We start from the raw sequence: 25,967 nt of genomic DNA on the forward strand, positions 1-25,967 counted from the left end.
AAAGAAATTATCCATCATTTAAAACCGGCATCCGGTGGGGCTTCCATACGAAACAGACCTTACAAAACGAAAGGAAAACAAGACGGGAGACGTGCCCGGTTGCCCGGAAATGTTTGCAAGTCTTTTTTAGTATCGTTTATAGTAAGGATTATATCGTACATAGAAGGAAAAAGTTGACATGGGAGGGACTTAGATGTCCGAAGTGAAACTATCAATCGATTACGACCAGTATGAAAACGGCAAGAAAATGAAAGATTTGCTCGAGGAACTTGCGAACAGCCCGCAAAGCGGGGAACTCACAAGCCTCATTATCGGCGATTGGGGCGGTGCTTACGAGAACGATTCCGAAGAAACCGTCGAGACGCTTGTCGCGCTGAAAGACCGGTTTCCGAAACTGACGAGTCTGTTTATCGGCGACATGAGCTTCGAGGAATGCGAAGTGTCCTGGATTATGCAGACTAACCTGGCTCCTCTGCTGGAGGCTTACCCGGCACTGCGGTCGTTTACGATCAAAGGAAGCACGGGACTGGATCTGAACCCGGCCCGCCATGAAAACTTGGAGGAGCTGACCATTATTTGCGGCGGCCTCGGCAAGGACGTGATTCATCAAATTTACGAAGGGTCTTTCCCTCGTCTGAAAAAGCTGGAGCTGTATCTCGGCGTGGACGAATACGGGTTCGACGCCAGCCTGGAAGATGTGCTCAAGCTGACGGAGCCCGGCAAATTCCCGGAACTCACTTACCTCGGTCTCAAAAACAGCGAAATTCAGGACGAGCTGGCGATCGCGCTGGCCGATGCGCCGATTCTGGACGGGCTGCACACGCTCGATATGTCCGACGGAACTTTGTCCGATACCGGGGCGGAAGCGCTCTTAAACAGCGAAAAAGTGAAGAAGCTTCAATATCTGGACTTAAGCCATCATTATATGTCCGATGAAATGGTTAACCGCTGGAAATCGTCCGGCCTTAACGTGAACACGGACGACCAGCAGGATATGGACGAAGACGACGATTACCGGTACCCGTCGCTTACGGAATAACGGCCGTGCCTCAGAGGATGATCCTGATCGGCAACCCGGACAACCGCCGCACGGCGGGGCTGCAGAACGCCAGAGCGAAGCTGGGGCTGCCCCCGGCCGTCGTGCTGCCGTACGCCGGGCTGCTGGACGGCAGCGCCTCGCTCGCGCAGGCCGCAAGCCTCGCCGGGGCGGCGTCACAGCCGGCGGGCGAACCGGCCCCGCTGCTGCGGCTGGACGCGCCCGGCGAGCTCTTCGCGGTAGAGCGCGGGCTGATCGCCCTCGGCGCTCCCGACCACGAAGAGGCGGCGCACGGCGACCGCCTGCTTCCGTTCGGGCACCGCAGCGATCCGCAGCCGCTCTCCGTGCGGTCCGCGCTCGCGCTCGCGGAGCAAGAGGGACGTCAGTACCACCCGTCCCAATGGTTCCGCGGCTTTGCGCGGCTGCTCGCCCGCCTGCGGCGGGAAGCGGAGGAGCTGTGGCCGCAGCCGCAGTGGACGAACGCGCCGGAGGACATCGCCGGCATGTTCGACAAGCGGCAGACGCACCGCGTCCTGTCCGCAGCCGGCGTGCCGATGCCCCGCCTCCTGGCTCCGCCGGAGGAGATCGCGGGCTACGAGGCGCTTCGAGATTGGATGCTCTCCCGGCGGGTTCACCGGGTCTTCGTGAAGCTCGCTTCCGGCTCCGGCGCCTGCGGCGTCGTCGCTTACCGCATCAACCCGCGCACGGGCGCGGAGCAGGCGGTTACGACCGTCGGCGTCGAGAACTACGGCGCCCGCGCCCCGGTATTCTATAACGCGATGAAGCTGCGGCGTTACACGGATCAATCCGCGATCCGCCAGGTGCTGAACTGGCTCTTAAGGCACGGCGCCCACGTCGAACAGTGGATCGCCAAAGCTGCTTACGGCGACCGGACGTTCGATATCCGTCAGCTTGTCGTGGCGGGAGAAGCCTGCCACAGCATCGCCCGGGTCAGCCGGACGCCGATCACGAACCTGCACCTGCGCAGCGAAAGGGTGAGCGTGGATGACCTCGGTCTGGCGCCGGGCATCCGGGCGGAAGCTGCGGCCTGCGCCGTAAAAGCGCTGGCCGCTTTTCCGCGCTCCCTCGCAGCGGGAGTCGATGTTCTGCTCGACAGCGCGTCGCATGCGCCTTACATACTTGACATGAATCCGTTCGGAGATCTGCTGTACCGGGTCGTTCACAAGGGAATGGACCCTTACGAATGGCAGATGAGCCGGCTCGCAAGCGGCTCGGCGGAAGCGGCGGAAGAGTCCGCAGGGTCCGCAGCCTCCGGGGCTGCGGCCCCTAGGGGTTCCGCCGCTTCCGCCGGATTTTCCGTAGCGGAGAATTCCGGGAAACCGGGAGCCGCAGCGGGATCTCCGGGCGAGGGAGGAACGCTACGATGAATATGAACGAAATCGTGGGCACCCACGATATCCTGATGATCACGCTGGATACGCTGCGTTACGACGCCGCCGTGCTGGAGGAAGCCAACTGCCCGAATCTGTGCGGCGGCGGCTCCTGGGAGAAGCGTCACACGCCCGGCAGCTTTACGTATGCGGCGCATCACGCTTTTTTCGGCGGCTTTCTGCCGACTCCGGCGACAACGGACAAAACGCAGCATATCCGGCTGTTCCATTCCAAGAACACGGGGCTTAAAACCCATCCCCATACATGGCTCTTCGACACACCCGATCTGGTGTCCGGTCTTCAGGAAGAAGGCTACCGGACGGTCTGTATCGGGGGTGTAATTTTTTTTACGAAAAAAGTTCCGCTTGCCAGGGTGCTCCCGGGCTATTTCCAGGAAAGCTACTGGCGGATGACCTTCGGGGTGACGAACCCCCGCTCCACCGAGCATCAGGTCAATCATGCCCTCAAGCTTCTCGAACGGACGGAACAAAGCGAGAAGCTGTTTATGTTCCTGAACGTTTCGGCGATTCACGGGCCCAATCATTATTTCCTTCCCGGCGCGAAGAAGGATTCCGTCGAGAGCCAGAGGGCCGCGCTCCGTTATGTGGACGGACAGCTGGGCCGTTTGTTCGAAGCGATGAGAAAGCGGGAGCGGCCCGTGTTCTGCCTGGTTTTCTCCGACCACGGAACGTGCTACGGCGAAGACGGCTACGAAGGCCACCGGCTCGCGCATGAAGCGGTCTGGAACGTGCCTTACCGAGAGTTTGTTTTGTAAATTGACGTAAAGGAAGTGAACGGCCGATGACCTCTTCTCAACTGAGGAACCAACCGGTGCAGTCAGATGAAGAAATGTCCGTTTCCGCTTGGGAAGAAAATCTTCGTTCGGCGCCATACCGCTCGTATTTGTATTCGTATCCGCACAAGACGGCTTACCGCGAGCTGGACAGAAAAATCCCGCTGCAGGAGCTGTGGGCGGACGAGCCGGCGGACACCTTTTTCTTATATATGCATATCCCGTTCTGCGGGGCGCGCTGCGGCTTCTGCAATTTGTTTACCCTGCCGGATAAACGCACTAGCGTCCACGAGCAGTATGTGGATGCGCTGGAACGTCAAGCCCGCGAGTGGGCCCCGCATGTCGCGCACAAGAAATTCGCGCGGTTTGCAGTCGGAGGAGGAACCCCTACGCTGTTGGAACCGTCGCTGCTGGACCGTGTTTTCCGAATCGCGGAGGACGTTATGGGGCTGGACAGCGGAGAAGCTTCCATCTCGGTCGAAACTTCGCCGGAGACGGTCAGCGTAGAGCGCCTGGATATTTTGCAGGCTCACCGGGTGGACCGGGTGAGCATGGGCATCCAGAGCTTTGTGGATGCGGAGGCTGCGGCCATTTACCGTCCGCAAATGCCCCTGGTGGTGGAGAAGGCGCTGGAGCAGCTGAAGCGGTACAAGTTCCCGATTCTTAATCTTGATCTTATTTACGGACTGCCGGGCCAGACCGTGGAAACCTGGCTGTACTCCCTGGAACGGGCGCTTGCCTACGAGCCGGAGGAAATCTTTATCTACCCGCTGTACACACGCGAGCATACGATCGTCAAGCCCGAAGAGATCCGGCAGCGGGGCGCGGATATCCGCATGGCCTGCTACACGGCGGCTCGCGATCGTCTCCTGGCCGCAGGGTATACGCAGTATTCGATGAGGAGGTTCGCCAAAGAAAGCGCCTCGTCGCCCAAAACGCTTCTGCCGTACGGCTGTCAGGAAGAAGGCATGGTCGGTCTCGGCTGCGGCGCACGCTCGTATACGCAGAACGTCCACTACGCGACCCGCTATGCGGTGAGCCGCAGCGCGACGGCCGGCATTATCGCCGACTATGTCGCTGCGGAGCGTCATGACCTCGTCGATTACGGCTTCGTCCTGGACGAGGGGGAGCGGAAGCGGCGCTTTATTCTAAAAGCGCTCCTTCACCGCGAGGGGCTGGGGCTCGCGTCCTACGCCCGCCGGTTCGGCACGGAGGCGCTGGAGGATTATCCGGAGCTGAACCGGCTGACGGAGACGGGGCTGGCCGGGCATGTCCCGGGGATCGGGGCAGACGAAGACGGCGGCCTCTTCCGGCTGACGGACGACGGGATCGCCCTCTCCGATTCCATCGGAGACTGGTTCATCTCCCCGGAGACCCGCGCCCGGATGGAAGGATACACCTTCGCATGAAGGCGACGCTGTATTACCGGGGGAGCCTGTCATCGTGCAATTACGACTGCCCGTACTGCCCGTTCAGCAAGAACAAGGACAGTGCAGCCACGCTGGCGAAGGACCGGCGGCAGGTCGAAGCTTTTACGGACTGGGCAGAGAGCCAGGGAGCCGAAGGCCACCGTCTGTCGGTTTTCTTCAATCCTTACGGGGAAGGATTGACTCACCGCTGGTACAAGGAGGCCATGGTGCGGCTCTCGCACATGGATCACGTGGATAAAGTCGCGATCCAGACGAATTTGTCCGCGGGTCTTGCCTGGACCGGTGAACTGAACCCGAAGAAGACCGCTTTCTGGGTCACGTATCATCCCGGTCAGACGACGGAAGAGAAATTTCTGGAACAGGTTCTGCAGCTTTACCGTCGAGCCATTCCGTTCAGCGTCGGATCGGTAGGAGTCAAAAGCGCCTTCGGACGCCTGGAGTCGCTCCGTCGTTCGCTGCCTTCCGACGTGTATATGTGGGTCAATGCGTTCAAAGACAAGCGGGATTATTACACGGAAGAAGACCGGGCTTTCCTGAGGAGCCTCGATCCGCTTTTCGACCTGAACGCAGAGGATTACGAAAGCCGGGGACGGGCGTGCGGCACGGGCCACAACGTTTTCTACGTGCAGGGGCCCGGCATAGTGAAGCGCTGCTACAAAGACCGCCGGGTCATCGGCCATTTGTACCGGGACGGCCTGGACGCGCTTTCGCAGCCGCGCCCGTGCGGAATGGACTTCTGCGACTGCTATATCGGCTACATTCATATGCCGGACCTGCAGCTTCGCAAGCGGTATGGCGACGGACTGCTTGAACGCATCGCTGGAGCCGGTTCACAAAGGCAGATGCCGCGCGTTTATGAAGAAGGAGTGGAGAGTTGTGACGCACACGCTTAACAAAACGGTACCGGCCGGCCTCGCTTACTGGCTGACGGGACTTTCCGGTTCGGGCAAGACCACGACGGCCAAGGCTCTTGCCGCGGAGCTTGCGGCCCGGGGGCACGCCGTCGAATGTCTGGACGGAGACGAGCTCCGTAGGCAGGTCGGCACGGGCCTTGGCTTCAGTCGGGAAGACCGGATGGAGAATGTCCGGCGGGCCGTCTTCATAAGCGGTCTGCTTAACCGCAACGGCATCACGACCGTGGTCAGCCTGATCAGCCCATACCGCGAAATGCGGGCGTATGCCAGGCAGAACCTGCCGCGTTTCATCGAGGTGTTCGTGGATTGTCCTCTTGAGGAGTGCGAGCGCAGGGATGTGAAAGGGCTGTACGCGAAGGCGCGTAACGGCGAAATCCCGGCTTTTACCGGCATCAGCGACCCCTACGAAGTACCGGAAAATCCGGAGCTGGTTATCCGTACGAATGGGGATACGCTGGACCTCAACGTGCGCAGACTGCTCGATTTTTACGTGTAAAAGAAGGAACTCGCTCTGCGGGGTCGTATGTTATACCGTACGGAAGAGAAGGAACCCGGCAAAAGGGACCGCAAAGGGGGCAGCGAACGAGATGGAAATCCGCAAACCGATTCCGGAGGAAATTCAGCAGATCCGGAGGCTTTCGCCGCAGGCCCTATCGGAGGGAACGCTCGGAAAGGCCGAACCGAACCGGGACAAAGTGAGGCAGCTCGTAGATCCCCTTCTGAAAAAAGGCTGCTATTATCTGATCGCGACGGAAGAGGAGCGACTGGCCGGATGGGTTCTGATCGGGGAGAGCAAGGATTCGTTTACCGACCGGACTATCGGGTTTGTATACGAGCTCTATGTGCTCGAACGTTTCAGAGGACGCGGCATCTCCAGAAAACTCATGCAGGAAGCGGTGGATCAGCTCAAAAGTCAGGGATACCCCGAAGTACGCCTCAGTGTGTATGCCGGAAATCACGCGCTTCATCTGTATGAGTCGCTGGGCTTCGCTCCGAGAACGATTACGATGACCCTTCCTTTATGACCTGTCTGTCGCAGCAAAACGAATAGCCTGACGGTACGCCTAAAAACCTATTTCCCCCGGAGGAAATAGGTTTTTTCAGGTTGCACAGAAAATAATATTTCAAAATTCATAAAATTGTAGAATTTTTATTTCACCCCCACTATAATACAACTAAAGGGAAAATTGAGAACGCTTTCATTACATTTTGCCGGGATGCCGTACCTTTATCTGACCGTTTCCGGTGATGCGGGTTTTCATCCCCCGTGCTTTCTTGTCCCCGTATTCTCTCCTGCATTCCTTTCTTTCAACCTTCCGTGAAAAGGTGGTAGGCAGACCATGATTCCGATTCCGAGACCGCGTTCTTTCCGTATCGCCTTGTTCTGGCGTCATTTCGCCAACTATTTCGTCGTCATTCTGATTCCCGTTATCGTTGCCTGCACGCTGGCTCATTTCCTCGTCGTTTCCCTGATCGAGAAGGACGCGCAGAAATTAAACCGCGTCATTATGAGCCGTTTTTCCGAACAGACGGATACCGCTTTTAATTCCCTGAAAACGAATATGATTAACATGCTCAGCACTTCCAATATCCGCAGCCTGCTTAAAGAAGCCGGCGATTTGTCCGGCGAGAACACCCAGCGTATGGAGCTGATCCACGCTCTGCGGGAGCAGCTGATTAAGCTGCAGTCGGATGAACTGGTGACGAAAGCGTATCTGGTGTTCGCTCACCATGATCTTGTCATTGATGTGGATACGTATACCGATAAGTCGTACTATTTCGATTTTCGCTATCCGATGGGGGCGGAAGAGAAGGCGGCATACCTGGCCAAGTTTACAAACAAAAAAATGATGGAATTTACGGAACCGAAACCGGACGGCTCCGCCTTGTCCGCCTTGATGAGCTACCCGTTTAATACCAATGTCCCTGAAGTGTATCTGGTGGTGGATGTGAACAGGGATAAATTGCAGCGGCTGATCAACATTCGGGAAAACTGGGTAGCCGGTACCGCGATTGTGGGCAGTCGGGGAGAAATCATCAGCTCGAACGGGGTTGTGTCGGACGGTATAAGCCGGATTCCGTCTCCCCTGGGGGCCGATCCGGGCGAGTCCAAATTTCTGATTGCGAATGACAAAGCGATTTCGCTGGTCAAATCGGGTTTTGACGACACGTCCTATTATTTGAGCCTTGTCGATTTGCCTACGCTCATGAAGCCTGCCCATCTTACGCGGCTTATCAGTTGGATTTTTCTTGCCTTTTTCATTGTGGTGGGGAGTTTCGTCTCGTATTATTTGAGCCGCCGCATGTACCGGCCCATCCTGGAGATCAAAGAGGGCCTTAAATCGCACGGCTCTGCCCAGGTGCTGCAAATGCGAAGCGAAGGGAACGATTACGATGTGATCAAACGGTTTTCGCAGCTGATCATTTCGGAAAACAAACAGCTTAACCAGCGGGTGACGGGCATGTTTCCGATTGTGCAGGAGCATTTTGTGACCAAAATTTTGCTGGGTGAATACAGGGACGCCCTCTCCATCGAGACGTACGCCGGGGAAATCGGTTTTACCTATACGAAAAAAGCGGCGCGGACCGTACTTGGCATAGCGCTGCACTACGATCCGGACGTGTACGGCAGGCTTTCGGAGACGTCCAAATCTTTTCTCATGGCGGAGCTGAAAGAGCGCATTCTCCAGCTTGTACCCTCGACGATCTGGCTGTGCGGAATCAAGTCCGACCTGCTCGTCTGCGTTATTCAAAAGGACCCGTTCCTCAGCCGGAGCCCGGAGGAGGAGGCGAACCTGATCCGGGCGGCCCTACAGTTGTACGGCAGCTATTTTAAAGCGACGATCGGCATCGGCAGGACGGTATACGGCATTGAGGAGCTTCACTTGTCCTACGAGCAGGCCGTGTCGGTTTTGCAGCGCCGCGGACTGAGCGCCGACGTCGAGATTTGCAGCGGGCAGAGCGCGCCGGAATCGACCCAGTGCGATACATTCCTGAGCGTGCAGGAGGTGGGACGCATTTTGAACCGCTGCAAAACGCGCGACTACGACAAGCTGCTCCAATCGGCGTACGAAATGGTGGAAGAGGCCGTACGCAAAAACGGCACGGCCGTTCAGATCAAATATTTGTGCACGGACATTTTAAATACATGGGTACGTGCGGTGGAAACCGACCGCAAAGACTTCAACGTGCCTTTTTATGCGGGGCTGTTCGATAAGGTCAACGCCTGCATGACGCTGGAGGAAGTGAAGGGCTGCTTCCGGGAGTTTCACGAGCTGCTTTTCCAGCCTGCCAAGCCGGATGAGCGGGCCGGCAAATTTACCGACATCCTGGCGTATATTCATGAGCATTACGATGAAGAGTTGTCGATCGAACAGTTCGCGAACTCCATGAATATGTCCGTGGGCCATTTCAGCCGGACCTTCAAGGAAGAAGTCGGGGAGAAGTACGTGGAATACATCGCCAAATACCGGCTGGTCAAAGCGAAAGAACTGCTTCTTCAAACGGATTTGAAAATGGACGATATCGCCGAAAAAGTCGGTTACTGGGGAAGGAATTCGTTTATCCGGATGTTCCGGAAATACGAAGGCATTACCCCCGCGAAATACCGGACGATTCATCAGTGAATGCGGGAGGACTCCTCATTTTCCGGAGTCTCTTTTTTTTCCTGAACATACACGGAAAGCCACGGCCCGCAAGGGATAGAGGAATCGGCACCCGGGCCAAAATATGTACGCTTTACCGGAAAGAGCGGGTTCTTTATAGTTAGGCCATCACCATTTTGCAAGCGCTTACTTGAAAGGAGGAAGAGGCCATGACGAAGAGTGCCCGCTTCTGGTATCTCGTCAGAAAACACAAAGCGCTCTACCTGCTGATGCTTCCGGGGATTTTGTACTATATTATTTTCAAGTACGTGCCCATGTACGGCATCATCATCGCTTTCCAGGATTTTTCCATCGGCCGTGGCATCCTCGAAAGCAAATTCGTAGGGCTGAAGCATTTTATCGAATTCTTCTACGTCACGCCGGATTCCTGGAAGCTGATCCGCAACACGGTCATGCTCAACGTGTACGATCTGCTGTTCCATTTCCCGGCTCCGATCGTGCTGGCCATTTTGTTCCACGAGCTGCGGAACAAATGGTTCAAGGGATTTGTCCAGAGCGTCAGCTATATGCCTCACTTCCTCTCCACGGTAGTGATCGCGGGCATTCTCGTGACGTTTCTGTCTCCGACGACCGGGGTCGTCAACCATTTCCTCGTGAAGGTATTCGGAGCGGAACCCGTCATGTTCCTGGGCATTCCCGAGTGGTTCCGGACCATTTACGTAAGCTCCGAAATCTGGCAGAAGATCGGCTGGGGAACGATTCTGTACCTGGCGGCCATCGCCGGCATCGATCCCACGCTGTACGAAGCGGCCAAAATGGACGGAGCGAACCGGTTCCAGCAGATCCGCCATATTACGCTCGTCGGCATGCTGCCGGTCATGATCGTCCTGTTCGTGCTGACGCTCGGTCATTTTATGGAGACGGGCTTCCAGAAAATTTTGCTTCTCTACAACTCCATGAACTACGAAACGTCGGATGTCATCAACACCTTCGTGTACCGGCGGGGCATTCTTGATTCCGATTTCAGCTTCGCGACGGCCGTCGGCCTGTTCCAGTCCATCATCGGGCTTATCCTGGTCGTAACGGCCAACCGGATCGTCCGCAAATATTCCGAAACGAGTCTGTGGTAGGAGGAGGAACGCGATGAAAATCAAAACCAGCCTGGGCTCCAGAGTGTTTGACACGCTCAACATCATTCTGATGCTGCTGCTCGTCGTCGTTATGATCTACCCGATGGTGTACGTGTTCTCGGCGTCGATTTCGAATAACGCCCTGGTGGCGAGCGGAGAGGTGCTGCTTTTTCCGAAGCAGGTCACGCTGGTCGCCTACGAACGGCTCGTCACCAACCCCGATCTGTGGATCAGCTACTGGAATACGATCCGCTACACCGTTCTTCATGTGGCGCTTACCCTGATCGTGACGGCGGCGATGGCTTATCCTTTATCGAAAAAATGGCTTCCGGGCCGGAGGACCATTCTGCTCCTGGCCGCGTTTACGCTGCTGTTCAGCGGGGGCATGATTCCGACCTTCCTGGTCGTTCAAAAGCTCGGTATGCTCGATACGATCTGGGCCATCGTCCTGCCGTCCCTGATTTCGACGTGGTACTTGTTTATCATGCGGACGTTCTTCGAAGCGCTGCCCGAAGAGCTGGAGGACGCCGCCACAATCGACGGCTGTAGTTCCTTTCAGGTGCTGCTGCGCATCGTTTTGCCGCTTTCCATGCCCGTTATGGCCACGATCGGCCTGTTCACCGCGGTCAACCAGTGGAACGCTTTCTTCGATGCGCTGATTTACCTGAATGACAGGAGCATGTATCCCTTGCAGATTATGCTGCGCAACATTCTTATCGCCGGAACGAGCGTTCAGGGCGAGGGGGATCTGAATCACCTGGAGACGCTTAAATACGCCATGATCATGATCGCCACCCTTCCGATTCTGTGCGTGTATCCGTTTATCCAGAAATATTTCGTACAGGGCAGTATGATCGGCGGCATCAAAGGCTAGGCGGATGTGGAGATAGTTCTGAATTCCCGTGGGAATTCATGGCTATAAAGTAAAGTCTGCGGTATGCGGGGCAGCAGCAAAGAACGTGAGTCCAGTTCGCCCTGGCAACTGCGGCAGCGCTTGTGCTTCCGGTACGGGCAGCGTAACCATTCTGACAAGCGCGACCAGCAAGATCAGCAGAACCGGCAGAATCAGCAGGACTAACAGGAACTAACATGACTAGCGTGACCATGAGGACCAGCATTACCAGTAAAGCTATCCAGCAGACTAGAAGCTACCATTATGGGGAGGTTCGGAAATGAAAAAAAGACCGTTTGCCGTGATTTTAACTGTCGCTCTGCTTGCCGGTGTCGTTGCGGCGGGATGTTCCAGCAAGGATCAGGGGGCTTCACCGGGGGATGGCGGAGGTTCGGACGCCAAGAAACCCGTCAAATTTTCATGGCTGGCGTATGACCGGGTAGAGGGAAAAGTGCGGCAGGACTGGGAAATTTTCAAAGAGATCGAGAAAAAGACAGGCGTCAGCGTCGATTTTCAAATTGTCAGCCAAGAAGGACTCACCGAGAAAAGACAGATCATGATCGCCACGAACTCCGTCACGGATTTTATCCAGGTGAGCACCCAGGAGGGCAGGGAGCACGGTCCCGACAAAGTGTTTCTGAACTTGAAGGACTACCTGGACAAAGCGCCGAATCTGAAAGCGTTCTACGAGAAATATCCGGAAGCGAAAGCGGTTGCCAGCGGAGCCGACGGCGGTATTTATACGGTGCCCGTAATCGAAGGGGATGCGGAGGGCAAAGGTTTTAACTTCATCTGGTACACCCGCAAAGATCTCATGGATAAGTACGGGCTGAAGCCGCCGACAAACTTGGATGAATTTTACCAGTTCCTGAAGTCTTATAAGGAAAAAGAACCGAACTCGTATCCGCTCATTCCAAATGCGATCGTGGGCGACACGGGACTGTATACGGTGTTCGGCCGGGCGTTTACGGGCATACAGGGCTTCTTCAACATCGACCCGACGACCGATAAATATGCGTTCGCTCCGTATCACAAAGGCTACAAAGACTCGCTCGTTTTCCTGAATAAGCTGTATACCGAAAAGCTGCTCGATCCCGAGTATTCCCTGCTCACCCAGGCCCAGTGGGAGGAACGCATTCTGAAAGGCAAGTCGCTCGTGACCTACTTCTGGAAAGCGGATCTGGAATCGTTGACGGACAAAGGCCGCAAAGCGGGCACCTCTACCTTCGAGCTCGATGCGATCCCGCAGTTTGCCGCGGACGGCATCAAAAATTACCAGTTCTCCCGTCCCGTAATCGGAGCCGTCGGGCGAGCGATTTCCGCAAAGGTCAAAGACAAGGACCGGGCGGTTCAGTTCCTGGACTATCTCGTCAGCGAGGAAGGCTCGAACTACTTGTCCCTCGGAATCGAGGGTAAAACCTACACGATGGAAAACGGCAAGCCCGTTTATATGAAAGAATTCGGCGCTTCCCCGTTCAATACGCTGCGCAAGGACTGGGGCGTCTGGTACGACCTGATCACCCTGGACAATGCGAAATCGCGTGAGGTCTGGGAACGCGGGCTGAGCGACAAGAGCAAAGATATCAACAAGCGGTATGAGCCGTTTATCGTGCCGTCCCCGAAACAAATCGTAAAAACGCAGGAAGAGCTGGAACTGGAAAAATCGAAGCTGAACAACCTGAACAAATTCCTGGAACAGAAATTAACGGAGTTCGTCACCGGAAAAACACCGATCAACGATACGACTTACCAGCAATTCCTGGACCAGGTTAAGAAGATGGGCGCGGACGATTTGCTGAACATGTACAATACGGCCTATACCCGGACGTACGGCAAGAAATAGACCTTGAGCCGAGTACAAGGACAGCATCACTACGAAGGAGGGAAAGCTGTGGCAGCAGCGGAGAAGCTGAAAGTCATCGATACCGACGTTCACAACGAACAGAACGACTCGGACCTGATCCCGTATTTGCCGGAGCCATGGAAATCCAGAGTCGCGGCAACGGGCATCGGTTACTCGGGCTCCGGTTATTACTCGCCGATCGGCGTGATGAAGAAGGACTCGATTCCGCCGGGAGGAGGGAAAGCCGGTTCCGATCCCGACTTCATGATCAAGCAGCTTATCGAAGGCTATAACGTCGAGTACGCCGTCCTGACGGGCGTCGTCTACAACATCTCGACGACGCACGACCCGGATTACGCGGCGGCTATCTGCTCCGCCTACAACGACTTCCTTATCGCCGAGTGGCTCGGCAAGCATAAGGCGTTCAAGGGCGCTCTGGCGGTATCGACGCTTGACCCGCAGCTCGCCGCCAGAGAGATCGACCGGGTCGGGGATCATCCCGACATCGTCGAAGTGATCATCTCCAGCGCCGCACGCTGGCCGCTGGGGCACCGCTTCTATCACCCGATCTACGAAGCGGCGGAGCGGCACGGCCTGCCCGTCGCTATCCATCCGGGTGCCGAAGGAGGAGGCAGCTCGACCGCGCCTACGGCGGCGGGGTATCCGGCGAGATACATCGAGTGGCATACGTGCTTGTCCCAAATGTTCATGGCCCATTTGGTCAGCCTCGTATGCGAGGGGGTATTCGCCAAGTTCCCCCGCCTGAAGGTTGTGCTCGTCGAGGGCGGCATCGCCTGGCTGCCGCCGCTGATGTGGCGGCTCGACAAGAACTACAAGGCGCTCCGCTCCACCGTTCCGTGGCTGACGAAGATGCCGAGCCAATACGTCGCGGAGCATTGCTTCCTGACGACGCAGCCGATCGAGGAGCCGGACAATCCGCAGCATCTGGTCGACTTGTTCAACATGTTCGACGCGGAGAACATGATTCTCTATTCCAGCGACTATCCGCATTGGGATTTCGATGCGCCAGATATGATCCTGCGCAAGCTGAAGCCGGAAGCCCGGCGCAAAATCTTTTACGAGAACGCGAAAAAACTCTATAACTTAACGTAAACGGAGGGGCGTTTGATTATGGCGGTACACGATGTGCTGGATGCGGCAGACGTTCCCGAAGGCGGGCGTGTCCTGGTCGAGGTGGAGGGGCGGGAAATTTGCATTTACCGGATCGGCGGGGAATTTTACGCGCTTCACAATTACTGCCCGCACCAGGGTGCGCCGATGTGCGCGGGGCTTGTCTCCGGGACGAATCTTCCGTCGGACGTTTACGAATACGATTACAGCCGCCAGGGCGAAATTGTGCGCTGCCCTTGGCACGGCTGGGAATTCGATATCAAAACCGGGAAGTCCTTGTTCAGCGACCGGACCCGGGTCAAGAAATACGAACTGGAAATTAAGGACGGCCGAATTGGCATTGTGCTTGGAAAATAAGGGAAGTAATCGTGTCGTGCCAATGAAGAGCGCAGAATGGGATATACCGAAAGGCATCTCCCGTGTGCGTAGCGGCGTGTCAGGAGCAAGAGGGGCGGTCAAAAAGGACGGGAAGCAACCTGTTGAAAAATTAGCCGTCTGTGATGTGAAAGCAACTTGAAGAAACAAACCGTCTATATATCCAAGAGCTGCGTTGTGCGGCTCTTTTTTTGTTCAAAACAGGGTAGAGGCCTGTAAGTAGAAACACCGCATAGTGAAACCTAATCCCGCCAATGCAGTATTAACTTGAACCTGCTATAGCACGCCACACCACTAGCTTGCCTTGAAGTGAATGAGGTGTGAGTGTGAACGTATGGTTGTTGCAGTATTTAATGAGAGATGTTGGATACAGCCGACTTCACGGCTTTAACAATAACTGTTATCGATGCGCGATCTATTTTATTTTGAGGTATGAAATGAAAATAATCAAAGTTGTCACAAAGGCACCTAACCATCCGATAGTTGGAGCATATTCCACATAGCTCCGACCATATAAAGCAAATAACATCAAAATAACGTTAAACCCCATTGCGGAAATTATGAATTTTTTACTTTTCATTACAATCCCCTCGAATAATCTACTACACCATAATCCATTTATATACATCTATTAAAAATTATAGCGTATTTTTATTGTAAAAACTAGGTTCAGGATAACCACAGCAAATATCGAGAGGGAAAAGGGTTTAAACCTAAAGCGTTATAATTGCTAGACATTCGAAAATGTCACCGGTTAAAGAACTGCGCCTGTACGGCTCTTTTTTAAGTTTTTTCAGGCCAAGGCCTGTAAGTAGAAACACCGCAGTGAAACCGAATCCCGCTCAAAACGGTATTACCGTTTAAATGGAAACAAAAGGAGGCCTTAGATTCATGAAATCCAGACTCGTCCTTGCGGTTTTGACCGTTTTGATGCTGTCGGGCTGTTCGCTTCTGGAAGGCGTAAACAGTACCTTGAACTATGGGGAAGAAGCGAAAACGTATCTCCAGGAAGCCGCCGCTTTCGCCGAAAACCTGCCCGCCGCCCGCGATGCCGTAACCGATCCCCAGGCAGGTGAGAAAGTGAAAAAAGAACTGGAAGCAATGCGAGAGAATATTTCCAGTTTTAACGGACTGGACGCGCCGGGCTTCGCCGAAGACCTGCATAAGCAGATTGTCGGATATAACGAAACGATGCTGGGCACGATTAACGGACATCTGGAGCAGCTTAACAGCCAAGTGTTCGATTATCAATCGCTTCTCCAATCTCCGGTGATTCAGCAGGTCAACGAAATGAAGCGGCTTACCGAGAAAATCCAGAACCTGGGTCAGTAAACCAAGTTCAACAGCACGGCCCTTAACCTGTGAAAGAAGCGGCCGGGACGCATAAATATTCAGGCCCCTTGAGGGCTTTTTTTGTTGGAGCGCGGCACTTTTGCCCGCCATGATCATTCCATTTATCCGCACATGCGGGTCAATTCCTCGGCGGCCTTTCCTTCATATAGGAGGAAGGGGTGCGGCCGGTCGTTTTTTTGAAAATCCGCTGAAAATACGAAACATCCTCGTACCCGACAAATTCGGCGATTTCGGCGATTGTCAGCAGCGAATCCATCAGCATATAGACGGCCTTCTTCACCCGTACGGAATGGACATATTCGCTGATCGTTTGCCCCGTTACTTTTTTGAAAAGAGCGGCGGTATAGTTGGGGCTTTTCGAGATAAATTCACCCAGATCGTCTTTCGTCACTTTCTTGCGGTAATGGTCGCGGATATACTGCTTCATCCGTTCCGCATGTTTTCCCGTTTCGGACGATACGGACGCCTGATCCGCTTCACGGCTTAATAGAGCGAGCATTTCCAGGAGAATGGCTTGTCCGCGAATTGCCGCGTACGGTTCGTTCTCCTTCCAGTCGGAGTAGCACTTACGAGTCCGTTCAAGCAAAAATTCAGCCATGCCGGAGCGGATTTTTATCCATGGTTTACTCAGCAGCGGCAGCTCGTGTTCTTTTTCGGTCAGCCGGAAGCTTGCGACATATTTGTTGTGCAGGAAGGTCGGAATGCTTTTGCCGTAGTAGGTTACACCCTCTCTAATAAGGAGCAGGTCGCCTTTCTCCAGCATAATTTTGTCGTTTTCGATCCAGTACAGGCAGCGCCCGTAGCTCAGCATGATCAGCGAAGCGGCCATATTGCCGCCGGGCCCGCTTTCCTCGTACCATTCCGCCAGCCGGTCGTGCCGGATATTTGTCAATGTGATCATGGTTCCCTCTTCATAAAACATACTATAGTACAATTGCAATACTATAATTCATTTTCTCTCGAACGGAAACGAATTACAATAGGGACAACCAAAGAAGAGGAAGGACCGATCATATGCGGAAGACGAAAATTGTTTGCACCATGGGGCCCTCATGCCGCTCCGTCGAGGTATTGAAGGAATTGATCGCAGCCGGAATGAACGTGGCAAGAATTAACATGGCTCACGGAGAGCTGGAGGATCACAGCCTGCAGATCAGCCGGATCCGTCAGGCGGCGAAAGAAACGGGCGCCATCGTACCGGTGCTGATGGACATCAAAGGACCGGAAGTACGGATCGGCCTGCTTAAGGAAGCGTCGTGTGAAGTGAAAGCGGGGGAATCTCTCACGCTGACAAGCGAGGAAATCGCGGGAGACAGCACACGCATTTCGGTTAATTATGCGGAACTGCCGCAGGTGGTGAAAGCCGGGGACAAAATTTTGATCGACGACGGTCTTATCGAGCTGAGAGTCGTTTCGGCGGCGGGAACGGAAGTGTCGTGCGAAGTGATCAACGGCGGCGTCGTCAAGCCGCGCAAAGGGGTTAACCTGCCGGGCGTGCATACGACGCTCCCCGGTGTCACGGAGCGGGACATCCGCCATATCGAGTTCGGCATCCGCGAAAAGATTGAGATTATCGCCATGTCTTTCGTGCGTAAAGCGGAAGACGTGCTTACGGTCCGGCAGCTTCTGGAGGATCAAGGCTGCGGTCACATTCAGATCATTTCCAAGATCGAAAACCAGGAAGGCGTAGACGAACTGGAAGCTATCGTGGAAGCATCGGACGGAATCATGGTGGCCCGCGGGGACCTGGGGGTTGAAATTCCCGTCGAAGATGTCCCGGTCATCCAGAAAGTGATGATCGAATCCTGCAACCGGGCGGGCAAGCCGGTTATTGTCGCCACTCAAATGCTCGACTCGATGCAGGTCAACCCGCGTCCGACCCGGGCCGAAGTCAGCGACGTCGCGAACGCCGTTCTTCAAGGCTCCGACGCGATCATGTTGTCGGGAGAGACGGCGGCCGGCAAGTATCCGGTCGAATCGGTGCGTACGATGGCCACGATCGCCAAGAAAGCCGAGGGACTTTACATGGCGGAAGCGAGCCGCCGGCAAGCGGGCGTTCCCGCAGAGGTCAACGTGACGGAGATTATCAGTCAGGCGGCCGTCAGCGCTTCGGAGGCGATCGGAGCGAAAGCGATTCTGACGCCGACGATGAGCGGGTACACCCCGCGGATGGTGTCCAAGCACAGACCGAAGGCGCCGATCATCGCGATTGCGCCGAGCGACGAAGTTCTGACCAAGCTGTGCCTGCTTTGGGGCGTGCTGCCCGTAAAAGGTGAGTTTGTACAGACGACCGACGATATGTTCCAGGCCGCGGTATCCAGCGGCACCGCGCAGGGGCTCCTGCAAAGCGGCGATTACACCGTCATCACGGCGGGAGTGCCGATCGGCAAGACGGGAACGACGAACTTGATTAAAATCATGCAGGTATAGAAGGAAAAGCCTCCCGGCGACGGGAGGTTTTTTTTGTTGAAAGTGTAGACGTCATTCATCATACCGTCCTTTTTATGGTCGTATTAAAGACATTATATCCACTTTTATCATGCAACTTTTTCCAAATTATAGAGTCTAAATGGTAGGATTTAGGAAAGGTGGAAAAGGTACAATGAAAACGGCATTTCTGCTGGTCTTCCTTCTTGCGGCGAACACGATCTCCACTTCCGTTTCGGAACCGATTTCGGGAATGAGTTCTAAGCAGGCATTATCGATTGCCCAAAGTCATGTTCCGGACCGGAAGGCGGAATGGAAGGTCGGCTTGACGCAGTATCCTCCCGAGTTATTCGGAGAAGAAGCCGGGCAAAGCGGATCGTCTGCGGCACGCACGGAGAAACGAAAGGTTTGGAAGGCGGAAGCGAAATTCGAATCCGGAAACAAGGAGGTCTATTACATCGACGCATCCAGCGGCAAGCTGCTGAGCTTGTCCGAAATCGAGGCTTCCGGAAGCGGCTTGCGCGAACTTCCCGTCGCGTTGGAAGCGAGGCAGCTTCCTCATCCGTCTATTCAGGAACCCGGCGTGTCAGCTTCGGAAACCACTGGGGCTTCCAGCTCTCTGAACGTGAGCCTCGAAGAGAAAAAGGGTGGATTTCGGCTAAAACTGGCCGAAGAGAAGAATACGACGGCAGCTGTGATGCAGTCTCTCGTTTCTCCCGATAGCGGAAAAACCGTCCTGCACCTCGTCCGCAGGACATCTCCGGCCGAAGGAGGAACCCGGTACCGGCTCGATCTCGTAGCCGTGCATCCTGCGAAGAAGACGTTCAAGGTGTTTCCGTTTGCCGATCTGCAAATGAGCGACACTTATTCGACCGATACACTGGCCATGGGATACGGCTTCAGGGACGATTCTCATGTCGTTATGATCCAGCCCGTCGGGAAGGCGGGCGGCGCGGGGATCGGCTACCGGATCGTGTCGTTGGACGTTGGCAGCGGACGTCTTCGTGAACTGGCGGCCAACGTCCCTCCCGATCTATCCCCGGATTTTCTGGCATCCGGCTGGTTAAACTCGGACGGAAGCAAGCTGTACTTGAACAGCTACCGCGGGGGCAAGCTGTGGATCGCGGACCTTGCGGGCGGCGGCGTCAAAGCGCTTGACGGAACCTTCAGCCACACGTGGCCGGTGTTCCGCTTGTTCAAATCGCCGGACGGGGAGCGCTTCTGGTATGAGAAGGACGGCTACCGGCTGTTTGACGGCAAAGGCGTCAAGCTGGCCGATCTGCCGGCGGATACCGGTTTGCATTCAAACCCGGCGTTCAAATGGAGCCCGGACAGCCGCTACGCCGCTTACGAGTATACGTTCACGAACAGCGATGAGAACGTGATAGGCGGAGAAGATATCAAGGTGATAGCTCCGCAGGGCATCAAGATTTTCGGCCGGGACGGAAAACCGGTATGGAGTACCGACGCACGCGAGCTGAAGCACGGGGACCGGCTGGAGCTTCGCGGCTGGGTCGGCGGCAGCGGCGAAAGCCTCGGCAGCACCCTAAGTGCCGGCAACACCGGTAACGCCGAAAGAAGTATCGGCATCACAAGTGCGGGAAGCTCCAGCGCGGCTGTTCTTCGCAGCTATACCCTGGAGAGAGCGGAAGACCGTGAGCCGAGGAAAACGAACTCGGTCTATCATCTCGTGCAGCCCGCAACGGGGAAGCTGACGAAGCTAAGCGAGGCGAAGCTTGCGGAATTGCATAATCCGCAGCCCGTCCTGGGAGAGTCCGGCGCGCTCATGCTGGTGGATGCGGGGAACGCCCTGTATACGCTTGTCGGTGACGAGACGAATTCCGGGCGGACTGTGAAGCTGCTCTCGGCCTCTGAACCGAAGCGGCTGCTCTGGGCGGAAACCGACTACGCCAAAGGCAGCGTGACCATAACCGCGTATGACATCGCGTCGAAAAAGGTCCGGACCACCGAAACGAAAGATCTGTCGGGCGGGGATCTGCAAGCGGCCGGTGAGGAATATGTGATCGATTCCGAGCTTGTCTACCAAAAACTTCAATGACTTAGCCGGCAAGTTAGAAAGACGAATCCGCCTCCGGGCGGATTTTATTTTGCGCTTCTAAGAAAAGGAGGATTCGCACGGGGATCTTTTGCGGTATAATGGACAGATGTACGTAACGATGATGTGGAGGCACGGCCAGATTGAGAAATTATCCATTTGCATTTGATCCGACGAAACCTTTTATTCAGCAGGCAAGCGACTGGATTGCCGACGTATTTTACGAGCTTCTGCCGGAAGCCGGTTTTGAAGTGAGAGACGAACAAATTTATATGGCGTTTCAATTGGAGAGGGCTTACCAGGAGAAACAGACCATCTTTGCGGAAGCGGGAGTGGGAACCGGGAAAACGCTGGTGTATCTGCTCTACGCTCTTACGTATGCGCGTTATACGAGAAAACCCGCGATTATCGCTTGTGCGGACGAGTCGCTGATCGAGCAGCTGGTCAAACCCGAAGGGGATATCGCCAAGCTCGCCCGGCATCTCGATCTGACGATTGACGCCCGGATGGGCAAGTCGCAGCATCAATACATTTGCCTGAATAAGCTGGACGACACCCGGGGCGGCGGTTCTGACGAAGAGGAAGTCTTCAGCGAGATTTATCACGGCCTTCCTTCGTTCGTCCACTACCCGGATACGCTCCAGTCTTTCTATCCGTACGGCAACCGTAAGGAGTACCCCGAGCTGACGGACGAGCAGTGGGAACGGATCGGCTGGGACGTGTTCCAGGACTGCCTCGTCTGCAGCCAGCGGCATCGCTGCGGACAGACGTTGTCGCGTGAGCATTACCGCAAGTCCGCCGACTTGATCATTTGTTCCCATGATTTCTACATGGAACATGTCTGGACCTACGAGGCCCGTAAACGGGAAGGCCAGCTTCCTCTGCTGCCGGAGCACAGCTCCGTCGTTTTCGACGAAGGGCATCTGCTTGAAACGGCCGCGCAAAACGCGCTCACCTACAAATTGAAGCATGCGGTATTCGAAAGCATCGTCATCCGGCTTCTGGAAGGCGAGATCAGAGAAACGCTGGCCCTGGCTATCGAGGAAGCTATCGTCCAAAGTGAAACGCTGTTCCGCGTGCTGGACGAAAGCAGCTATTCCGTCCCGGCCTCGGACCGGAAAGAATTCGCCTGGAACGAAGAGCTGAAACGGGAAGTAAGCCGGTTCCGGCAGCTGATCGACGTGATCGAGGAAGAGCTCGTATTCGAGAGCGGGCTGTCCACCCTGGATGATTACCAGCTCAAAATCGTCGAGGAGCACCTGGAAATGATTCAGCTTGCTTTGAGCTTGTTCGATAAGCCCGGCCAGCTCATTTCTTGGGTTACGGAGGATTCCGACGGCATCACCCTGGTCATCATGCCGAAAATGGTCAAGGAGATTTTAAGAGATCGCGTGTTCTCGAAAAAAATGCCGGTCGTGTTCTCATCGGCGACCTTATCCGTCAACGGCTCTTTTGATTACATGGCGGGCAGCCTCGGCATCGAGAGCTTCCTTTCGTTCTCCGTTCCTTCGCCTTACGATTACAGCGCCCAAATGAAGGCGAACCTGTATCCAGACAAGCCGGAGGAGGATAAGACCGGCCGTGTTCTGGAACTGCTCAAGCAATCCGAAGGACGTGCGCTTATTCTGTTCCCGTCCCGCGAGGCGCTGGGAACTTTCAGAGGGAGCTTGGCGCTGTATCCCGAATCTGCCGATTACCGGTTTTTGTTTGAAGGCTCGGCGGAAATCAGTCACCTCATCTCGTCGTTTCAAAACGACGAGGAAAGTGTCCTCTGTGCGGTAACGCTGTGGGAAGGACTGGATATTCCGGGGCCTTCCTTGTCCCACGTTATCGTCTGGGAGCTTCCTTTTCCTCCGGACGATCCCGTCTTTGCGGCCAAACGGAAAGATTCGGCTCAGCCGTACGAAGACGTGGACATGCCGTACATGCTGCTCCGCCTGAGGCAGGGCATCGGGCGGTTAATCCGGTCACGCGATGACCGGGGTATGGTGTCCGTTCTCGGTCTTGATTTGGACAATCCCGCAATCAGAGAGCAAATCCGGGGCCTGCTGCCCGATTAAGCGGGATGGAAGATGTTGCCGATTCCTGTCGTATCCGCTATGATAGACAAGATGCTTCCGGTTCGCACTCCGTATTTCGTGTAAAATACAGCCGGACGATGAATTGAATAACTCGGTACAGGTGCTTGCCGCAGAGATTTTGCCGCGGTACAGCTTAATAGGGAAGTCCGGTGCAATGCCGGCGCGGTCCCGCCACTGTAACAGAAGAGTCGCAGCAACCCTAGTCACTGGTATCCGTACCGGGAAGACTGCTGCCGATGATGACGCTGAAAGCCAGGAGACCTGCCTGTATCCGTAACACGATCAACCTACGGGAGATAGGGAGGTGTTAGATGCGTTCCGTACTGAAATTACGAGCGTCTTTCCCTTTGTCTGCAAACGAAGGGAGAGGCGCTTTTTTGCATGGTCAGTCCTAAATATATCAAGGATCGAGGTGAGGACTTGCAGTCGGTTTGCAATAAAGAAACGGTACGGGAGACTGGTGAGGCCGGGGGCGCCCGCTCCACGTCCGTAAAAAAAGACGGAAAGGCACGCGCCCTAACCGCTTTTCCGCTGCTGCTGGGCGGCTTGTCGCTTTTCCTTGTGATCTCCGTGACGGCGGCCGTCATGCTCGGTTCCGTGCGAATTGAGCCCGTCACGGTCTGGAAGATCGCTTTGTCGCATATGCCGGGAATCGGCAGCCTGATCGAGCGGGATTGGACGAAAGCACAGGAGCAAATTATCTGGAACATCCGCTTTCCCCGCGTCCTGCTCGGTCTTGTCGTAGGAGCGGGTTTGTCCGCGGTCGGAGTGACGATCCAGGCGCTGATCCGCAATTCGCTCGGCGATCCTTACATACTCGGGGTATCGTCCGGCTCGTCGGTTGCGGCTACCCTCGTTCTGCTGTTCGGCGGCTTCTCGTTTCTTGGCGCTTACGCGCTGCCGGTTTCGGCCTTTATCGGCTCTCTGGTCGCGATGGCGCTTGTCTTTACCTTCGCCAAGGTAGGAGGCCGCATATCGACCACCCGGCTGCTGCTTGCGGGAACAGCCGTTGCGAGCATGATGTCGGCGTTTACGAGTTTTATCGTCACGATGGCGCCGAACGCCCAAGGCATCCGCTCCGTCGTTTACTGGCTGATGGGCAGCCTGGCGGGCGCGAAGTGGGAATACCTCACCGCACCGGCTCTGATCGTGGTGTCCGGTATCCTTTTCCTGCTCTTTCAGCACCGGTCGTTGAACGCTCTTCTCGTGGGGGAAGGCGCAGCGGGAACGATGGGGGTCAATGTGCCGGCGTTCCGGACCTGTCTGGTGATCGTGACCGCGCTGATCACGGGAACGATCGTGTCCGTCAGCGGCTCTATCGGTTTTGTCGGCCTGATGATTCCTCATATCGTCCGGCTGGTGCTCGGCTCCGACCATCGCAAGGTGCTTCCGGTGAGCGTCCTTTTCGGGGCGGTCTACGTCATCTGGGCCGACGTGCTGGCCAGGCTCGCGCTTGCGCCGGAAGAACTGCCGATCGGCATCGTCACCGCGATATGCGGCGGCCCGTTCTTCATCTGGCTGCTCCGCAGAAGCTCATACGCGTTCGGAGGAACTTCAAAATGAACATGGAAGCGAATCATCTTTCCCTGACCATAGGGGCCAAGAAAATACTCGATTCCGTAAACCTGAACGTCCGCGAAGGCGAGTTTATCGGCCTGATCGGCCCGAACGGGAGCGGGAAATCGACCCTGCTCAAAACGGTCTACCGCGAGCTAAAGCCGGACGCGGGACAGGTGTTTTTGGATGAGCGGGAGCTGCTGAATCTGCCTTACAAAAAAGCGGCCGAACTGATGGCCGTCGTCAGCCAGGAATCTTCCGTGGAATTCGATTTCAGCGTGGCGGACATGGTTCTGATGGGAAGATATCCCCACAAGAAATGGTACGAAAGCGATACGGAAGCGGACCGGGAAATATGCCTCCGGGCCTTGGAAACGGTCGGACTCGGACACTTCGGAGAACGCAGCTTCGCGACCTTGTCCGGCGGCGAGAAGCAGCGGGTGCTTATCGCCCGGGCGCTGGCTCAGCAGGCGAAGTTTCTGATTTTGGACGAGCCGACGAACCACCTGGATATCCGCTACCAGCTTCAGATCATGGAGCTTGTCCGCTCGCTGGGAATCACGACGCTGGCCGCCCTTCACGATCTGAATATGGCGGCTTACTATTGCGACCGTCTCTACATCATCAGCGAGGGAAGGATTGCGGCGGAAGGAACGCCCGGGGAGCTTCTCGTCCCTGCTGTTCTCCGGGACATATTCGGCGTTAACGCCGAGGTGAACCTGCACGCCCTGACAGGCAAGCCTGTCATTACATACTTGCCGGAATCTTTTTATAACGCCGGACTAAAAAAGACGGAGGAATCCTTTTGAATCTTATGAAATCTCTTAAACTTTCTTTATTCGTATGCCTGGTTCTTGTCTGCATGGCCGCTATAAGCGCCTGCTCCGCTTCCGATTCAACGAAAGAACTTGTACCGAGAGGGACTGCGGAGTCGGCGGGAACAACGGCGGCAGCCGTAGAACTTGATAATATGGGACAGAAGCTTCATTTTGCGGAAGCGCCCAAACGGGCCGTGACCTTAAACCAGCATGCTACGGAAGTGATGCTTGCGCTTGGCCTGGAGAAAAATATGGCCGGCACCGCATACCTGGACGATCAGATCTTGCCCGAGCTGCAGGAGGCGTACAAGAAAGTTCCCGTTCTCGCCAAAACTTATCCGTCCAAGGAAATTTTCGCGGAGGCCGCTCCGGATTTTGCCTATGCGGGCTGGAAAAGCGCGTTTACGGAGAAAAGTGTGGGTACCCGGGAAGAACTCGCCAAACAGGGGGTTCAGACCTATGTGCAGGAATCTTCCAATAAAGCCGCTCCGACTTTGGAGGATGTGTACCGGGATATTTTGAACATCGGCCGCATTTTCAGGGTGGAGGCCAAAGCGAATGAGCTTGTGGACGGCATGAAGCAGCGCTTGAAAGACATTCAAGAGCAAATCGGCACGGTCGGGACTCCTCAGAAGGTGTTCATCTACGACAACGGCGAAGACAAAGCTTTTACGGCGGCCAACACCTACATTACGAGCTTGATCAACATGATCGGCGGCAAAAATATTTTCGACGATATTCAGAAAAGCTGGGTCGAAGTCAGCTGGGAAGAGGTAGTCAGCCGCAGCCCCGACGTGATTGTGATTATGGATTACGGCGATACGCCGGTAGACAAGAAGAAAGAGCTTCTCCTCGGCAAAAGGGAGCTGGCCGATATTCCGGCGATTAAGAACAAGCGGCTGCTCGTTCTTCCTCTGTCGGCCGCTTCCGAAGGAATCCGCGCCCCGATCGCTCTGCAGACGCTGGCGGAAGGGTTATATCCGGATAAAGTACATAAAAAATAAACCTTCTTTTCCGATCCGATTTCGAGCAGCGCCGATAAGAGCCGCCTGACCGAATGGAAGGAATGAAATGAGCCCCTGCGAAAGGGGCTTTTTTTATGCGATTAAGCTAAAAATGTTCACTAGAAAGTGA

General features: G+C 55.4%; 21 protein-coding genes and 1 riboswitch. Of the genes, 20 read left to right on the forward strand and 1 reads right to left on the reverse strand.

Annotation, left to right across the window (positions count from 1 at the left end):
* Nucleotides 1–193 precede the first annotated feature (193 nt).
* The 14 genes from KVT34_RS03285 (at nucleotide 194) to KVT34_RS03350 (ending at nucleotide 15,873) form a co-directional block, all read left to right on the forward strand.
* The gene (locus KVT34_RS03285; RefSeq protein WP_217556652.1) at nucleotides 194–1,039 is read left to right on the forward strand and encodes an STM4015 family protein; all 846 of its coding nucleotides are present in this window, start codon (nucleotides 194–196) and stop codon (nucleotides 1,037–1,039) included.
* A 17-nt stretch (nucleotides 1,040–1,056) separates the two neighbouring features.
* The gene (locus KVT34_RS03290) at nucleotides 1,057–2,424 is read left to right on the forward strand and encodes an STM4014 family protein (protein ID WP_254634588.1); all 1,368 of its coding nucleotides are present in this window, start codon (nucleotides 1,057–1,059) and stop codon (nucleotides 2,422–2,424) included.
* Nucleotides 2,421–3,203 (forward strand): STM4013/SEN3800 family hydrolase, encoded by a 783-nt coding sequence (locus KVT34_RS03295; RefSeq protein WP_217556653.1) that lies wholly within the window; start codon nucleotides 2,421–2,423, stop codon nucleotides 3,201–3,203. Before KVT34_RS03290 ends, KVT34_RS03295 begins: the two co-directional genes overlap by 4 nt.
* A gap of 26 nt (nucleotides 3,204–3,229) precedes the next feature.
* Nucleotides 3,230–4,630, forward strand: coding sequence for an STM4012 family radical SAM protein (locus tag KVT34_RS03300; RefSeq protein WP_217556655.1), 1,401 nt, complete (start codon nucleotides 3,230–3,232; stop codon nucleotides 4,628–4,630).
* A complete protein-coding gene (locus KVT34_RS03305) occupies nucleotides 4,627–5,544 on the forward strand; it encodes an STM4011 family radical SAM protein (protein ID WP_217556657.1) in 918 nt (305 codons plus the stop codon). Before KVT34_RS03300 ends, KVT34_RS03305 begins: the two co-directional genes overlap by 4 nt.
* Nucleotides 5,528–6,061 carry an adenylyl-sulfate kinase gene (gene cysC / locus KVT34_RS03310; RefSeq protein ID WP_217556659.1) on the forward strand — a complete coding sequence of 178 codons (534 nt, stop codon included), beginning with the start codon at nucleotides 5,528–5,530 and terminating at the stop codon, nucleotides 6,059–6,061. The genes KVT34_RS03305 and cysC overlap by 17 nt, the downstream gene beginning before the upstream one ends.
* Nucleotides 6,062–6,152: 91 nt before the next feature.
* The gene (locus tag KVT34_RS03315) at nucleotides 6,153–6,590 is read left to right on the forward strand and encodes a GNAT family N-acetyltransferase (protein WP_217556660.1); all 438 of its coding nucleotides are present in this window, start codon (nucleotides 6,153–6,155) and stop codon (nucleotides 6,588–6,590) included.
* Between the two features lie 315 nt (nucleotides 6,591–6,905).
* Nucleotides 6,906–9,191 carry a helix-turn-helix domain-containing protein gene (locus tag KVT34_RS03320; protein ID WP_217556661.1) on the forward strand — a complete coding sequence of 762 codons (2,286 nt, stop codon included), beginning with the start codon at nucleotides 6,906–6,908 and terminating at the stop codon, nucleotides 9,189–9,191.
* A gap of 188 nt (nucleotides 9,192–9,379) precedes the next feature.
* Nucleotides 9,380–10,300, forward strand: coding sequence for an ABC transporter permease (locus tag KVT34_RS03325; RefSeq protein ID WP_217556662.1), 921 nt, complete (start codon nucleotides 9,380–9,382; stop codon nucleotides 10,298–10,300).
* A 13-nt stretch (nucleotides 10,301–10,313) separates the two neighbouring features.
* Nucleotides 10,314–11,174: a carbohydrate ABC transporter permease gene (locus tag KVT34_RS03330; protein ID WP_217556663.1), complete on the forward strand. Its 861-nt coding sequence runs from the start codon at nucleotides 10,314–10,316 to the stop codon at nucleotides 11,172–11,174.
* 298 nt (nucleotides 11,175–11,472) lie between these two features.
* Nucleotides 11,473–13,035: an extracellular solute-binding protein gene (locus KVT34_RS03335; RefSeq protein WP_217556664.1), complete on the forward strand. Its 1,563-nt coding sequence runs from the start codon at nucleotides 11,473–11,475 to the stop codon at nucleotides 13,033–13,035.
* A gap of 48 nt (nucleotides 13,036–13,083) precedes the next feature.
* Entirely contained in the window at nucleotides 13,084–14,148 is a 1,065-nt protein-coding gene (locus KVT34_RS03340) for an amidohydrolase family protein (protein WP_217556665.1), read from the forward strand.
* A gap of 18 nt (nucleotides 14,149–14,166) precedes the next feature.
* Nucleotides 14,167–14,523, forward strand: a complete 357-nt coding sequence (locus KVT34_RS03345; protein ID WP_217556666.1) for a Rieske (2Fe-2S) protein — start codon at nucleotides 14,167–14,169, stop codon at nucleotides 14,521–14,523.
* A 909-nt stretch (nucleotides 14,524–15,432) separates the two neighbouring features.
* The gene (locus KVT34_RS03350; protein WP_217556668.1) at nucleotides 15,433–15,873 is read left to right on the forward strand and encodes a DUF6376 family protein; all 441 of its coding nucleotides are present in this window, start codon (nucleotides 15,433–15,435) and stop codon (nucleotides 15,871–15,873) included.
* A gap of 139 nt (nucleotides 15,874–16,012) precedes the next feature.
* Here the strand turns inward: KVT34_RS03350 and KVT34_RS03355 are convergent, their stop codons facing one another.
* Nucleotides 16,013–16,795 carry a helix-turn-helix transcriptional regulator gene (locus KVT34_RS03355; RefSeq protein ID WP_217556670.1) on the reverse strand — a complete coding sequence of 261 codons (783 nt, stop codon included), beginning with the start codon at nucleotides 16,793–16,795 and terminating at the stop codon, nucleotides 16,013–16,015.
* Nucleotides 16,796–16,908: 113 nt separating this feature from the next.
* On the opposite strand from KVT34_RS03355, the gene pyk reads away from it, so the two are divergent.
* The 6 genes from pyk (at nucleotide 16,909) to KVT34_RS03385 (ending at nucleotide 25,837) form a co-directional block, all read left to right on the forward strand.
* Nucleotides 16,909–18,324 carry a pyruvate kinase gene (gene pyk / locus KVT34_RS03360; RefSeq protein ID WP_217556671.1) on the forward strand — a complete coding sequence of 472 codons (1,416 nt, stop codon included), beginning with the start codon at nucleotides 16,909–16,911 and terminating at the stop codon, nucleotides 18,322–18,324.
* A gap of 172 nt (nucleotides 18,325–18,496) precedes the next feature.
* Nucleotides 18,497–20,380 carry a TolB family protein gene (locus KVT34_RS03365; protein ID WP_217556672.1) on the forward strand — a complete coding sequence of 628 codons (1,884 nt, stop codon included), beginning with the start codon at nucleotides 18,497–18,499 and terminating at the stop codon, nucleotides 20,378–20,380.
* A 140-nt stretch (nucleotides 20,381–20,520) separates the two neighbouring features.
* Nucleotides 20,521–22,437: an ATP-dependent DNA helicase gene (locus KVT34_RS03370; protein ID WP_217556673.1), complete on the forward strand. Its 1,917-nt coding sequence runs from the start codon at nucleotides 20,521–20,523 to the stop codon at nucleotides 22,435–22,437.
* A 102-nt stretch (nucleotides 22,438–22,539) separates the two neighbouring features.
* Nucleotides 22,540–22,741, forward strand: a riboswitch (cobalamin riboswitch).
* Between the two features lie 98 nt (nucleotides 22,742–22,839).
* Nucleotides 22,840–24,021, forward strand: coding sequence for a FecCD family ABC transporter permease (locus tag KVT34_RS03375; RefSeq protein WP_217556674.1), 1,182 nt, complete (start codon nucleotides 22,840–22,842; stop codon nucleotides 24,019–24,021).
* Nucleotides 24,018–24,824 (forward strand): ABC transporter ATP-binding protein, encoded by an 807-nt coding sequence (locus tag KVT34_RS03380; RefSeq protein WP_217556675.1) that lies wholly within the window; start codon nucleotides 24,018–24,020, stop codon nucleotides 24,822–24,824. Before KVT34_RS03375 ends, KVT34_RS03380 begins: the two co-directional genes overlap by 4 nt.
* Before the next feature lie 5 nt (nucleotides 24,825–24,829).
* Nucleotides 24,830–25,837 carry an ABC transporter substrate-binding protein gene (locus tag KVT34_RS03385; RefSeq protein WP_254634592.1) on the forward strand — a complete coding sequence of 336 codons (1,008 nt, stop codon included), beginning with the start codon at nucleotides 24,830–24,832 and terminating at the stop codon, nucleotides 25,835–25,837.
* The last annotated feature ends 130 nt before the right edge of the window (nucleotides 25,838–25,967 follow it).

Source organism: Paenibacillus sp. GbtcB18 (assembly GCF_019091125.1).
GTDB classification, from domain to species: domain Bacteria; phylum Bacillota; class Bacilli; order Paenibacillales; family NBRC-103111; genus Paenibacillus_F; species Paenibacillus_F chitinolyticus.